Origin of the sequence: Ensifer sp. NM-2 (assembly GCF_003024455.1) — a bacterium.
Lineage (GTDB): Bacteria > Pseudomonadota > Alphaproteobacteria > Rhizobiales > Rhizobiaceae > Ensifer > Ensifer canadensis.
Genome location: NZ_PVZR01000002.1, coordinates 409,708 through 424,951, shown reverse-complemented (window position 1 = coordinate 424,951; position 15,244 = coordinate 409,708). Strand labels below are relative to the sequence as shown.

Annotated in this window: 6 protein-coding genes; 4 read left to right on the top strand and 2 right to left on the bottom strand. The window is 59.4% G+C overall.

All coding sequences use genetic code 11. From position 1 onward, the window contains the following. Window positions 1-55 precede the first annotated feature (55 nt). Together C6558_RS07120 and C6558_RS07115 are read right to left on the bottom strand one after the other, a co-directional pair. Window positions 56-397: a helix-turn-helix domain-containing protein gene (locus C6558_RS07120; RefSeq protein WP_107027077.1), complete on the bottom strand. Its 342-nt coding sequence runs from the start codon at window positions 395-397 to the stop codon at window positions 56-58. A gap of 343 nt (window positions 398-740) precedes the next feature. After that, window positions 741-1,403 (bottom strand): response regulator transcription factor, encoded by a 663-nt coding sequence (locus C6558_RS07115; RefSeq protein ID WP_107027076.1) that lies wholly within the window; start codon window positions 1,401-1,403, stop codon window positions 741-743. 422 nt (window positions 1,404-1,825) lie between these two features. Between C6558_RS07115 and C6558_RS07110 the strand changes: the two genes are divergently transcribed. The 4 genes from C6558_RS07110 to C6558_RS07095 all read left to right on the top strand — a co-directional run bounded on the left by C6558_RS07110 (window position 1,826) and on the right by C6558_RS07095 (window position 14,736). Further along, window positions 1,826-9,073, top strand: a complete 7,248-nt coding sequence (locus tag C6558_RS07110) for a peroxidase family protein (RefSeq protein ID WP_107027075.1) — start codon at window positions 1,826-1,828, stop codon at window positions 9,071-9,073. A 69-nt stretch (window positions 9,074-9,142) separates the two neighbouring features. Next, window positions 9,143-10,894, top strand: coding sequence for a type I secretion system permease/ATPase (locus C6558_RS07105; protein WP_107027074.1), 1,752 nt, complete (start codon window positions 9,143-9,145; stop codon window positions 10,892-10,894). Next, the gene (locus C6558_RS07100) at window positions 10,891-13,386 is read left to right on the top strand and encodes a cadherin-like domain-containing protein (RefSeq protein WP_107027073.1); all 2,496 of its coding nucleotides are present in this window, start codon (window positions 10,891-10,893) and stop codon (window positions 13,384-13,386) included. The genes C6558_RS07105 and C6558_RS07100 overlap by 4 nt, the downstream gene beginning before the upstream one ends. Window positions 13,387-13,404: 18 nt before the next feature. Then, window positions 13,405-14,736, top strand: a complete 1,332-nt coding sequence (locus C6558_RS07095; RefSeq protein ID WP_107027072.1) for an HlyD family type I secretion periplasmic adaptor subunit — start codon at window positions 13,405-13,407, stop codon at window positions 14,734-14,736. The last annotated feature ends 508 nt before the right edge of the window (window positions 14,737-15,244 follow it).

Sequence of the window (15,244 nt, the reverse complement as noted above, 5' to 3'; positions counted from 1 at the left end):
CGCTTAGGGCCATGGTCAGGTTCCATTGACAACGGTTGCAGCGATCAACGACCAATCACATCCCCGCGGCGATCTCCCTGCAGATCTCCTCGAGTTTCAGCTGGGCCATCACGAGACGCTCGTGCGCGATATCCTGTGTCTTGCAAACGGTCACTCGTGCCTCAACCATCGTGCCGATCAACTCCATTGGATGAGCGCCGAGCGCCTCGCACATGAGAATAAGCATCGGCACGGAGATATTACTCTTGCCATTCTCATATTTCTGGACTTGGTGGAGCGTGACGCCAAGCGCGGCGGCAAGCCTATCCCGCGAGAACCGGTGATCAAGCCGCACGGCCCGTAGGCGTTCGCCAAGTTCTTCCGCAAGCGCAGCTGTTGTGTTGACGCGTGTTGGCATGGCACTGCACCTCCAGCGACGAATGTCTGAATTGAGCGTGCTGTTGCGCACAATTCTCTGCAATCCGTCCGTTTGCGGTACAATCCTCAAACGATCGGCTGCTGTGTGCGACTTGCAGTGAGCTGCTCTGACTGGGCATTCGTCAATAGTGGTAGGGCAGAGTGAGACCCGACGCTTCCGGCGCGCGCAATCGGTGAGCGTGGTGTCTTTGCGGATCGGGTGAATCCGTTGGAGAGATAGAGCGAGTTAGCGCCTCAGAAACGTTTCGAAATACAGCTATTAATTGAGGCGCCTAACGGCAGGCAGCGGGTATCAGATCAGGCAAGGCCTTGTGAGATCACCATCAGTGGCGTGGCGCGGCCAGCTCATCCCGATCAAGTTTCTGTGTCGCAATCAGCACTTCGAGGCGATTGCGGACATTTAACTTTTGCATGAGCGCGGTCATATGATTCTTAACGGTTTTTTCCCCAATCTTCAATTCCACGGCGATCTGGCGGTTGGTGCATCCCCGCGTCAGCATGGCGATGATTTGGCCTTCCCTGAGGCTGAACTTGACGGGTGGCCCGGCTGCGGCGCGGAGCGAAGCCATTCTGTGGTGTTCAATCAACTTGCAGGCGAGATCCCGGCTTATGAAAATCTCACCTCGCTGAACGGCCTTAACCGCATCGATGAGCTCCTGTGGACTGGTCCCCTTGACGACGTAGCCGCTGGCGCCGGCCTTGAGCGCATTGACTGCGATGTCAGATTTCGACATGGCGCTAAATGCGAGGAACCTCGTCCTGCAACCGCGTTTCATCAGGTCCAGTATAGTATTGAAGATGTTGCCAGGCATCATAATGTCGACGATGAAAACATCCGGTGCTGTTTGTAACCCGATCTCAAGTACTTCGTCGGCGGAAGACCCAGTCGCGACGACTACAAACTCTTCCTTGGATCTAAACAGATCTACAAGACCCGCGAGCATCAATGGATGATCATCGGCCAGAGCCAGCGCAATTGATCTCATATTTGATCTCCCACCCTCTGACCGGAGATATACGCCTGCGCCCATTTCCTGTCCATGCGCTTATGTAGGTAAGCCTAAATCTGTAGTGCCCCAACGGTCTGGAGCCGTCTGTTAGCAAACCATCGCCTGAACCGTTTGCCTCCAGAACAGCAATGATGCTGCGCCCTGTGATTAAGACCTTAGTCCCGGGGGTTAGGCGACCAATGTCATGCGCGCTTTAGGCACCAAAGTCTGAAAAATGACTGGACTTAGGCAACTGGCCAAGAGGCATCGGACCAGTTGATTATAAGCAAATTAGATAAAACGAATGTTTCTGTCGACGATGTGCGGGCAACACTCCGCGCAGCGGACGATCGACGTCATCAATAATATTTCACCGGTCACGCCAAGCCGCATTTGCCGGCTTCAAGGGGAGAGTAGAAATGGTTGCCTATATTCGTTCTGACCTCGATTTCATCTTGAAGCAGATCAAAATCGCAGAGGATCACGCGCTCTTCGAGCAGTCGGGTGGTACGCAGGGCAAGTCGCTGTTCGGCCCGAACGGTTCGGTTCCAAGCTACAATGTTTCTTGGGGCCTGCGAACGGTTGACGGCACCTATAACAACCCGCTTCACCCGGAATGGGGTGCGGCCGACAATGAATTCCCAGAGCCTTTGGGTACCGATTTCCGCACGATCATGGTCGACCCCGACGGTCCCGGTCCGGCACCGATGGTTCCGGTTACCTACCAGCCAGGCATCGACAATGACGGCCCCGGAACAGCCGGCCCCGGTGACGTGTTCGACCCCTACGTGCGTACCATTTCCAACCTGCTCGTCGACCAGACCCTTGGCAATCCGTCGGCCATTTTGACCGGCCTGCAGAGGGCAGGCATCGTTCCCCCAGACCAGCAGATGGCCGTCACGGCAGCGATTTCGGCGGCCTATGCACCGTTGATCCCGCAGTTCAGAGCGGTCGCAACAGAAGAGCGCGAATATGCGGAAGCGGCGGCGGCGGCATCGGCCAGTCCCGGCAACGCCGCCCTGCAACAGACGGCAGCCGATGCGCTAGTGGAGCTGAACGCGGCACGCGCAGCACTTGATGCCGTCGACGATGCTCTGATGACACTTCTCACAGACAACGGCATCGAACTTGAAGGCGCGAACGTCAAAATCACCAACCTGGCGCCGGACGAAGGTCTATCTGCATCGTTCAACTCCTGGTTCACGCTCTTCGGCCAGTTCTTCGACCACGGTCTTGATCTCGTCGCCAAAGGCGGCAATGGCACCGTGTTCATACCGCTGATGCCTGACGACCCGCTTTATGTCGAAGGCAGCACGACCAACTTCATGGTGCTGACCCGCGCGACCTTGGCCGGACCGGGCGCCGATGGCGTGATGGGGACCCCAGACGATACGGACCGCCCGGTCAACAACACGACCGCGTTCGTCGACCAGAACCAGACCTATACCTCGCATCCATCCCATCAGGTATTTTTGCGCCAGTATGTGCTCAATGCGGATGGTGTGCCAGTTGCAACCGGACGGCTGATTGAAGGCGTCAATGGCGGGATGGCGACCTGGGCCGACGTCAAGGCCCAGGCAAGAACGATCCTCGGCATCGAACTGACCGACTTTCATGTCGGCAACCTGCCGCTGCTGGCGACCGACGCCTATGGCAACTTCATCCCCAACCCGACAACGGGCTTCCCGCAGGTTGTCATGGCCGGGCCACCGCAGTCACTGCAATCGGGCACGCCAACCGCTCCACTCAGCCTGTTTAATCTTGTCGTAGACGGTCCCGACGCGGATACGCTTCCCGATGTACAGCATCTGGCCGTGCGGACCGGCCACGCTTTCCTGGCCGACATCGCCCACAATGCGGTCCCCACGGGTCTTGCCGACGGCGATCTAGAAATCGGGCTCGGCAATCCGGACCAAACGCCGACCGATGGTCAGTATGACAACGAGTTGCTTGACGCCCACTTTATCGCCGGTGACGGCCGTGCAAACGAGAATATCGGTCTGACGGCCGTCCACCACGTCTTCCACTCCGAACACAATCGCCTGGTGCAGCACACCAAGGACGTGGTGTTGGCCGACGCCGCTGCCATGCTCACCAATGGTGCTTCGCAAGCGGAGGCCGTTGCATTTCTGAACGAATGGCTGGCTGTCGACGTCACAGAAGTACCGGCAAGCGCAACCGGGCTCATCTGGGACGGCGAACGCCTATTCCAGGCTGCCAAGTTCGGCACCGAAATGCAGTATCAGCATCTTGTTTTTGAAGAATTTGCACGCAAGATCCAGCCCAATATCAACGTGTTCCTGGTGCCGGACGGTTTCGACGTCACCATCGACCCGTCGATCGTGGCGGAGTTCGCTCACGTGGTCTATCGCTTCGGTCACTCGATGCTGACTGAGTCCATCGACCGCTTCGACGAAAGCTTCAATGCCGACCATATCGGCTTGATCGAGGGCTTTCTCAATCCGATCCAGTTCAAGAACAATGGTACGGCCGGTGTGGTTGATGCCGATGTCGCCGCCGGCGCCATTATCCGTGGCATGACACGGCAGGTGGGCAACGAGATCGACGAGTTCGTCACGAGCGCGCTTCGCAACAATCTCTTGGGCCTGCCGCTCGATCTGGCGACCATCAACCTGGCTCGCGGTCGTGACACGGGTGTGCCGACCTTGAATGAAGCGCGCGCTCAGTTCTATGCGGCGACAAACCAGGATGCCCTGCTCAAGCCCTATGAGAGCTGGGTCGACTTCGCTAGCCATCTCAAACACGAAGCCTCGATCATCAACTTCATCGCCGCCTACGGCACGCATCCGCTGATCACCGGCCAGACGACGATCGAAGGCAAGCGCGACGCCGCAATGACCCTGATCTTCAACCAGTCCTTCGGCGGATTGCTGGTGCAGGCGAACGCCGAGGACTTTCTCAATGCCACCGGCGCCTTTGCCGGCGGCTCGCTCGGTGGCCTCAACGATGTCGATCTGTGGATCGGCGGTCTTGCCGAACAGATCATGCCGTTCGGCGGCATGCTCGGCTCGACCTTCAACTTCGTCTTCGAAACCCAGATGGAGAAACTGCAAAGCGGCGATCGGTTCTACTACCTGCAGCGCCTCGATGGCCTGCACCTCTTCGGCGAGATGGAGAACAACTCCTTCGCAGCCATGATCATGCGCAATACCGATGCGACGCATCTTCCTTCCGATGTCTTCTCGACACCCGGTCTCATTCTCGAGATCGACCGGACCAAGCAGTATAATCCCGGTCTCGGCGAAACGGCCGGTGCAGACGGCATCATGGATGACAATCCCGGGACCGGCGTCGACGAAAGTGCCGACAATCTGGGCAATGACCCTCTCGGCGGTGGTATTCTCACACCACTCGTCCAACGCAACAACCCGGCGACACCGGGCGCGGATACCAACTATCTCAAATATACCGGCGGCGACCACGTGGTCCTTGGCGGCACTGAGCAGAACGATATCCTGATCGCCGGGATCGGTGACGACACACTTTATGGCGACGGCGGCAACGACCGGCTGGAAGGTGGGTTCGGCAACGATATCATCAATGCTGGCGCAGGCGACGATATCATCGTCGACTCCGGCGGTGACGACAACATCAAGGCGGGTGCCGGCAATGACGTCGTCCATGCAGGACCCGGCCTCGACCTGGTCATGGGCAATGACGGCCAGGACTTCATCTTCCTCGGTACCGACATGGGATCGGAAGTCTTCGCCGGAACCGGCAACGACTTCATCTACGGCAACAAGAACGCCGAACGCATCCTCGGCAACGAGGGCAACGACTGGATTGAAACCGGTACATTCGACGGTGCGCCTGGCGACAACTTCGATGAAGTCTTTGCCCATGACGGCGTTGACGGACATGACGTGTTCCTCGGCGATGGCGGCTTTGACGAGTTCATCGGCGAAGGTGGCGACGACATCATGGTCGGCAGCGCCGGCCGCGGAAAAATGGTGGGCATGTCCGGCTTCGACTGGGCGACCTACAAGGACAACGCCCGTGGGGTAAATGCCGACCTGTCGATCCCGATCGTGTTCGACGAAGCTCCGGTGCTGCCGGAGAACGCTGCACTCGACGAATACGAATCCATGGAAGGTCTCTCCGGGACGAGGTTCAACGACGTGTTGGCCGGCACCGAAGACGTGGCGGCCGATAGGGCGCCTCTGACCCAAGGCGGGACCACAGGGTATCTCGGCAGCGTGCTCGACGCTGAAGGCATTGCGCTTGTCAATGGCCTGCAGGCGCTGCTTGGCGCCGGCGTCACCTCCTTCGACGGCGGCGACATCATCCTCGGCGGCGACGGCAGCGACCGTATCATCGGCAACGCCGGTGACGACATCATCGACGGCGACAAATGGCTGGACGTGCAGATCGGCGTCTATGCCGCCAACGATCCTGAACATACGGGCACGCCTGTACTGCACAACAGCATGACGACGCTTGCCGCCGCCATGTTCAACGGCACCATCAATCCGGGTCAGCTGGCAATCGTGCGGACAATCCGCGACAGCAACGACCAGGTGGATAGCGACGGGATTGGCGACATCGACACGGCCGTGTTCTCGGGTGCCCGTGCCGAATATGACATTACGTTCAACACAAACGGCACGGTCACAGTCGCCCATGTCGGCGGGTTGGCGACCGACGGCACCGACACGATCCGAAACGTCGAGCTTCTGGATTTCACCGACCAGGATATCTCGCTGCAGGCGCCGACGCTGGATCTGCACGGCCCCTCGACCACCACGACGACAGCGACGGTCGCGCAGGCCTATCGCGATACGTTCACCGCCGCCGCCTATACGAATAACAACGGCGCTTCGAACTGGGGAGGCCCGTGGGTCGAAGGCAACGATACCGGCGGGGCCACAGGGGGTGATGTCAGTGTCAGTCTCGCCGCTGGCAGACTGCAATTCATCGAAGGCACCGATGGCAATGAGACCCTTGCGCGTGCTGTCAATCTGACAGGCATTACCAGGGCGACCCTAAGCTTCAACTATGTCGCAGACGAACTGGATGGCGGCGAGAATGTCGTGGTCGAAGTTCGTAACACCACCAACGGCGCGTGGACGGAGCTTGGCACCGTCGGCGGCAATCAAACGAATGTCTTTACGGCACCAATCCCCCAAGGCTTGATCGGCGCGAATACTCAAATCCGCTTCAGAGCCGCAGGGACTTTCGACGGCGGTGAAAACCTCTACATCGACAACGTCAATATCCAGACCGAGGTCGATACGATCACGCCTGTGCCTGGCGCGCCCGGCAATAACTACCAGACGACCTATACCGAAAATGCCCCTGCCGTTGCCATTGCGCTTGGCCCTGTCATTACCGACGATGGTACGACCCTGGCTTCTGCCCGGGTGGTTCTGACCAATGCCAGCGCCGGCGATGCCCTGACGGTGCAGGGCGGCTTGCCGGGAGGCATTACCGCAGCGGTAGACAATTCCGTTGCAGGTCAGATTACCCTGACGCTCTCCGGCACAAGCTCGATTGCAAACTATCGCACGGCGATCCAGCAGGTGCGCTACGCCAACACCTCGGAGAACCCGAGCACGGCCGCCCGCAGCATTCAGGTCACCGTCAATGACGGGCTTTTGACCAGCGCAATCGCGACCACGACCGTTAGCGTGAACGCCATCAACGATGCTCCGTCCGTCAACACCGACACCGTCATCACCAACGTTGCGCAAGGGGTGAACTTCACCATCTCGCACGCGGCCCTGCTCGCCAACGATACCGACCCGGAAGGCGGTGCCCTTACGATCACAGCCGTCAGCAGCCCGGATGGCGTCACTACTCCGGTGATCGGGGCGGGCGTCCTTACCCTCAATGACACAGGCGGCGCAGGCGGCTCGTTCGTCTACACCGCAACCGACGGCGGCCTGACGGATACGGCCCAGGTCAACATCAACCGCGTGATCGGCAACATCACCGGCGGCGCGGCTGCTGAAATCATCATCGGCAATACCGCGGGAACGACGATCACCGGCGGCGGCGGCAATGACAATATCGATGCCGGCGACGGTGGTGACACCATCAATGGCGGCACCGGCAGTGACATCATCAACGCAGGGACCGGCAACGACATCATCAACATGAGTTCCACCGAAGGGTTCGATCGGGTTGACGGCGGCGCCGGCACCGACACCTTCCAGCTTACGGGCAATACTGATGCGGAAACCTTCCGGATCTATGCAAGAGCCGCGGCAATCGCTGCCGGGGTTCCTGTCACCGGGGCGGATGCCGAGATCATCATCACCCGCACGGTCGGGCTGAACACCACCGTCATCGCCGAGCTCGACAATATCGAAGAGATCACGGTCAACGCATTCAATACGACCGCCAACAACGGCAACAATCCAAACCAGCCTGACGGCGGGGGACCTTTCTCTGGTGACACCATCCAGGTGATCGGCAACTTCAATGCGCCGTTCACCAGCCTCAACTTCAGCACGATCACCATCGACGGTAACGCCGGCGACGATACGGTCGACATAACCGGACTGAGCTCCGAACACCGGATCGTCTTCCGGTCCAACGGTGGCAACGACACGCTTGTTGGCCAATTGCGTCCGCAGGACGTGATCGAGCTCGGGGGCACGCTGACGGACTTCGTGACCACCGAGGCTAACGGCAACGTCACGGTCAGCAACGGCACGAACTCCGTCACGTTCAAGAAATACGAAGGCGGCGGACCGCAGATTACCGGGACGGACGACGATACCGGTGAAACGCCGAACACTCCTGCTCCGTCCGCTGGATCGCCGATCGCCGGCACAGCCAGTGCAGACGTCCTGCTTGGTACGGCAAATGCCGAAACGATCGTTGCCCTTGGGGGCAATGACACCGTCATCGGTGGCGAGGGTGCAGACGTCATCAGAGGTGATGACGGCAACGACTTCATCACGTCCGGTGGCGGCAACGACCTGGTCTTCGGCGGCGATGGCAACGACGACATTCTCGGCGGTGAGGGCAACGACATGCTCTACGGCGATGCCGGATCGGACCGTATCTTTGCCGATGCCGGCAATGACATGATCCAGACCGGTGCCGGCAGCGACTTCGTATCCGGGGGATCCGGCGACGATATCATTGTCGCCGCCAAGGATGATGGTGACGACATCTACTACGGCGATGCCGGCAACGACACTTTGGACATGTCGGCCATAACCGCCAATCTGACCGTCGATATCGGCTCCGGGTTCATGAACCAGGGGAGCGTGTCCAGCAGTCAGACCGGGCAGGATACCCTGTGGGGGATCGAAAATGTCGTGACCGGTTCGGGTAATGACACGATTGTCGCCAATGCCTTCGTCAACGTCATCGAAGGCGGGGCCGGCAACGATACCTTCCGGTTCACTTCGGAAGCCAATGCCGATGGCGATACGATCACCAGCTTCCAGGCCGGTGACAAGATCGATCTCAGTGGCACCGATGCCAACAACGGGGTGGCGGGAAACCAGTCCTTCACCCTGGTCTCGGGATCGAGCTTAAGTGGCCCGGCACAACTCGCCGTGACCCATGAAGCCAGGGCCGATGGCGATTACACCGTCGTCTCGGGTAGCGTCGACAGTGACGGAGCCGCAGAGTTCCGCCTGAACATCAAGGGGAACCACAACCTCACCGGTTCTGACTTCAACTTGTAACCAGCGTTTTCCGGCGCGCCGACCAAGGCGCGCCGGCCTTACTCCATCAAACGCGGATTGGTGAGTATCATGCGCAAGACCCCACTGACTGGCACGAAACGTAAGAACGCTGAGAAGCTTACGCAGAGATTTAAAGGAATATTCCTCTTTCTTTTCATCACCTCCGGAATAATCAACATTCTGGCGCTGACCGGCTCCTTCTACATGCTGCAGATCTACGACCGGGCTTTGACCAGCGGCAGCATCCCGACCCTGCTCGGGCTCTCGATCCTTGCGATCGGGCTCTATCTGTTTCAAGGGCTCTTCGACATCATCCGCTCACAGATACTGGTGCGCGTCGGCGCAAGGCTGGATGCAAAGATCGCCCCGCTGGCGCATGAAGTTGCGATCGACATGCCCCGTTTCGGCTTCTCCACGGCAGAGGCCCTCGAGCGCGGCCGTGACGTTGATACGGTCAGGGGATTTCTCGGCAGCCAGGGGCCGATCGCCTTTTTCGACCTTCCCTGGATGCCGCTCTACCTGATCTTCGTCTACATGCTGCATCCCTATCTCGGCGCCCTGACATTTGGCGGCGCCTTTGTCCTCACGATTCTCGCGATCCTGACCGAGGTGATGACGCGCAGATGGGCCGCCGCCACCCACAAGGCCGGTATTGAGCGAAATGCCATTGCCGATTCAAACACCCGCAATGCCGAGGTGTTGAAGGCCATGGGCTTTGCGCCGCGTGCGGTGAGCCGGTTCAATGTTGCCAACAAGGAACATCTGGCGCTTCAAACCCGGACAAACGACATCAGCGGCACCTTTGGAGCGATTTCCCGGGTGCTTCGGATGGTGTTGCAGTCTGCGGTTCTGGGGCTGGGGGCGTGGTTGACGATCCAGGGGGAAATGTCTGCCGGCGCCATCATCGCTGCATCCGTTGCTTCGGCGCGTGCTCTTGCCCCGGTCGATCTAGCTGTCGGCAACTGGAAGAGCTTCGTCACGGCACGAACCGCCTTCGCTCGCCTCAAGGAAACGGTGGTCGCATTGACGAGTACCGTTGCGCCAATGGACCTTCCTGCGCCCGCCAAGACCTTGAAGGTCGAAAAGCTCACGGTCGCAGCCCCCGGTTCCGGCCGCGTTCTTCTGAGCGACGTCAGTTTCGAGATCGAAGCCGGCCAGGTGCTGGGCATTATCGGTCCAAGCGGCGGCGGCAAGACAACACTTGCGCGCGCGCTGACCGGGATCTGGCCGCCGCTTCGCGGTGGTGTTCGGTTGGATGATGCTGAGCTGACGCAATGGTCAGACAGCTGTCTCGGACAGCACATCGGATATCTCCCGCAGGACGTGGCACTCCTGGATGCCACGGTCGAGGAAAACATTTCCCGCCTTGATCCTGATGTCGAAGCTCGGGCAATCGTGGAAGCGGCACAAACCACCGGCATTCACGAAATGATCGTGCGTTTGCCGGACGGCTACCGCACCGCACTTGGTCCCCAGGGAGCATCCCTGTCTGCCGGTCAGAGGCAGCGGATCGCGCTTGCACGGGCGTTGTACCGCAATCCGTTCATCGTCGTCATGGACGAGCCCAACTCCAATCTCGACGGAGAGGGCGAGTCCGCACTGACCCAGGCCATACAAGCCGTTCGCGCCCGCAATGGCATTGCCATTGTCATTGCCCATCGCCCGAGCGCGCTTACCGCCTGCGACCTGATTGCCGTGGTTCAAGGCGGCAAGCTGGTCGCGTTTGGGCCCAAGAACGAAATCCTGAAACCAGCCGCGATCGGGGACGCCGTTGGCCGACCCGCACTGCCCGCGCGCATGACGTCAAAGGTGTCGGAATGATCGAGGCGAAGGGAACAAAAACGGTCAAAGAGGAAGACCCGCACCAGCGCTACAGCCTGAAGAACGAGGAAGCGCCGTCAAGAGCGCCGGCTGTTATCGCGATGTTGTTGACGGGCTTTGCGCTTTATCTGAAGAGCGCCTTCAGCACGGCGTCGGAGCCGGCGGAGGAGCCTCCGCAAGCGAGGGAGCCGCAGGAAGATCTAGCCCCTCCGCAGTTGGTGGCGGAGAACAAGCCGGAAGAAGTCAAGGAAGAGGAAGCGCCTGCCAAAAAGAAGGCTGGCGGCGCCATGCGAAACTACAATAGCCAGAACGAAGAAATGGATGCCGTCGATATTCGATCGCCCTCATTCCAACCGGACGATTTCTCGACCTCGATGTCTGAACGGTGGGAGCTGGAAAGTCCGTCGCCTACCTTGAGGGCATCGAACGACAATGTCGCGTCGGCGCCGTCTGTTGCCGGCTCTCCCGTCAAATCTTTCCCGGTAAAGCATGGGGAAGACGACAAGCCGGGCGATGACGACGATGACGATGATGACGACAACGATGATAACGACCCTGTTAACCGCGCACCGCGCGTGAACGGCTCAGTCACGCTGAAGGATGTTTCCGGTTGTGCTGCGGTCGTCATCGGCCTTACGGATCTATTGCGCGGTGCATCCGATCCGGACGGCAACGTGCTTTCCGTCAGGGATATCACGGTGACATCCGGCACGATCACGGCGACCGCAGAAGGTTGGCTTTACGACTGGACAGAGCTTGGTCCGGTCACGATTACCTACCAGGTCACGGATGGCCAGCTTTCGATTACCCAGACTGCGTCTTTTTCCGTGGTCAACGCCCCGCCGATCGTCGGGACTATGGGTGACGATCTGTTGCTCGGCACCAATTGCGGCGATGCTATCGACGGCAGGGCAGGCGATGACAGCATCGATGCCCGAGGTGGTGCCGACACCGTGGACGGTGGCGAAGGCAACGACAACATCGTCGGGGGCGGGGGCAACGACGTCATTTTCGCGGGGATCGGCAACGATGTCGTCTTTGGCGGAACCGGTGACGATCAGATCCATGGCGGCAGCGGCAACGACCGCCTGTTTGGCGAGGAGGGGCGCGATATTCTGTCTGGGGATGAAGGAGACGACGCCCTGCATGGAGGCGCTGACGACGATCTGGCCTTCGGCGGCGACGGCAACGATTTGGTTGCCGGCGATGAAGGCAACGACGCCATCGACGGCGGCAGCGGCGACGATCGCCTGTCCGGCGGTAGCGGCAACGATACTTTGCTCGGGCAAGCGGGCAAGGATCATCTTGTCGGGGACGAAGGCGCGGATGTTCTGGTGGGGGGCGGCGACAAGGATATCGTCATGGGAGGTGCTGGTAACGACACGATTGCGGGCGAAGGGGATCTCGTATCGGACCAATATGACGGCGGCGACGGTTTGGACACGCTCGATTATTCCAGCGTGTCACGATCGATCACCATCGACCTCAGCGAAGGCAAAGCCTCAGGTGAAGAGATTGGCGACGATACCATCACGAATTTTGAGGTGGTCATGACCGGTCAGGGGGATGACAGCGTGACCGCCAGCCTTGGGGCCGAGACAATCGCCACCGGAGCCGGCGACGATACGGTTAAAGATGCAGGAGGGGATCTTCTCCCCGATCTTTACGATGGCGGAGATGGCACCGACACGCTCGATTATTCCAGCTTGTCACGGTCGATCGAGATCGACCTCAGCGAAGGCCAAGCCTCGGGCGCAGAAATCGGCGAGGACACCGTCGCGAATTTCGAGGTGGTCCTGACCGGCCAAGGCGATGACAGCGTCATCGGCAGCGATCACGCCGAGACGATCGTGACCGGAGCCGGCGACGACACGATTGAGGATGGAGCAGGCGCGGATGTCGTTTCGGCCGGAGTGGGAAACGATACCGTCATGGCCGCGGCCGACAGCGCCGATGATCATTATGATGGCCAATCGGGTCTGGACACCCTGGATTATTCTGCGGCAACGCATGGGGTTGTCATCGACCTTGAGACCGGCATCGCGACCGGTGTCGATATCGGAACCGACATTGTCACGAGCTTTGAACAGATCGTGGGCAGCGCCCAGGCGGATGTCTTCCACGTCGGTCAAACCGCGTTGATCCTTGAGGGAGGCAGCGGCGATGACGTCTTCCGTTTCAATATGCCGGCCGGCTCGTCGACCAGCGACGCCATCCATCACATCCTCGATTTCATGGTCGGGGACCGCATCGAGATGTCGAGGTATCAGATCTTCGAGGAGATCGTCGATAACCTCGAGGACCATTTCGAGGCTGTCTATGGCGGAGATGTCGATGAAGACGCGCTTCCCATCAGGATGCGGCATGAGGGGACAGAGGAACATGGCGTAACGCGGATCGAATTCGATACCGACAACGACCAGGAATACGAGGTGGCTGTCACTTTGAGCGGTCATCACATGTTGGTGGTCGTCGAGACCGCTCAAATATAATCTGGGGAGGGAAACAAAATGCTCAAATCACAACGAAATCCTCCAGCCATCGGCGACGATGAGGCAGACGCCGCGTTCCCGGTAACCTTCCGGGTTATCGTCGGCGCCATGCTTGGCGTTCTGCTTTTTGCCGGCGCCGGCGGATGGGCTGCCACGGCCCAGCTTACGGGCGCGATCGTTGCGGCGGGAATGGTCAAGGTCGATCAGAACCTGAAGGCAATCCAGCATCGTGACGGCGGCATCGTCAGCGAGATCCTGGTCAAGGAAGGCGACGCCGTCAGAAAAGGCGACATCATGCTGCGGCTTGACGACGTGCAAACCCGAGCGGAACTGTCCATCGTCAAGAACCAGCTCGTCGAACTGGCGGCGCGAAAAACGAGGCTTGTCGCCGAACGGGACAACGCGGCGGAATTGCAGTTTGGAGCAGAACTCAGTGAGGCAATGACTGTGGTTCCTACGGTCTTCATGGGCGAGGCGCGGCTTTTCTACGGGAACCGCCAGAACCGGGAAAGCCAGAAGCAACAGCTCCAATTGGGAATTTCCCAATTGGAAGAGGAGGTCAATGGCTTGAAGGTTCAGCTCACCGCAAAGCAGGACGAACTGGCGCTGATCAAAACCGAGCACAAGAAGATCAAGCGCCTCACCGACAAGAACCTGCTCGAGACCTCCCGCAAGTACATCATTGATCGCGAAATGGCGAAGATCACCGGCGAGTACGGCGAGATACAAGCCAACATCGCGCGGTCCAAGGCCCGAACAAGCGAAATCGAGCTTCAGATCATCGCCATCGACGAGGCCGCTCGGACCGAAGCACAGCGTGATCTAACGACCGTCGAACAGAAGATCTCGGAGTTGAGTGAACGAAAGGTGGCTGTCGAAGATCGATTGCAACGCACCGATATACGCGCCCCTTTGTCGGGAACCGTGAACGAGCTTTTCGTCCACACGATTGGTGGGGTGATCACGCCGGCGGAAAAGCTGGTCACCCTTGTCCCGACCGACGCTGCACTTAAGATCCAGGCCCGGCTTTCTCCCACCGATATCGATCAGGTGTTCTCCGGTCAGGTGGCCAAGCTTCGCTTTTCGGCTTTCAATCAGCGCACTACTCCCGAACTCTCCGGACACGTCACCTATGTGTCGGCCGCAACGAGCAACGACCCAAGTTCCGGCGAGACATACTACTTGGCGGATATCGGGGTTGCCCAAGTGGAGTTGGCCAAGCTCGGTGACAATAAACTCTTGCCCGGCATGCCGGTGGAGGTCTTCGTTTCAACGGAGCAAAGAACAGCACTGTCGTTCCTATCGAAGCCGCTTACCGACCAATTCAGCCGGGCCTTTCGAGAACAGTGAACAATTTCCGATCTTTCGTACCGAGGCGTGGCGTGCCTCGTGCGCGAACGGGTCATCCCAGGGCTGTTTCCGCGACATCCTTGGGATGACCGTCTGTCGCCGGACGGGACGCTTAAGAAACTCCAAAGTGGCCACCCACAAGCAGGCAGGGCGAAGCCGTCAGTGCCACTGGTAAAGCTGCTCTGCACCTTGATCGTTATCCAGACCTGCTGTCTGACGTTCGGGCAGTGTGCAAAGTCCGGCTGACAGGGTAGCGGCTTGCTGAAGATCGAAACTCCGCAGCTTCCCCCCACCCGCCGACATCGATCAACCGCGAGAGGAACCAAACGCACCCGAAAATTGTTTTGTCTCGCGAGGATGCGAGCCGTTCCAGCACGTGACAGCACGGTGAACACGGGCGCGTTATCCTTGTGTTGCCATGAGCAACGAATTGGCAGGCGAGCCTGCACGCACCTGATCTACACTCAAGGAAGTCGGTGCGGATGGCGGACGAGTACCGGGGACAGCG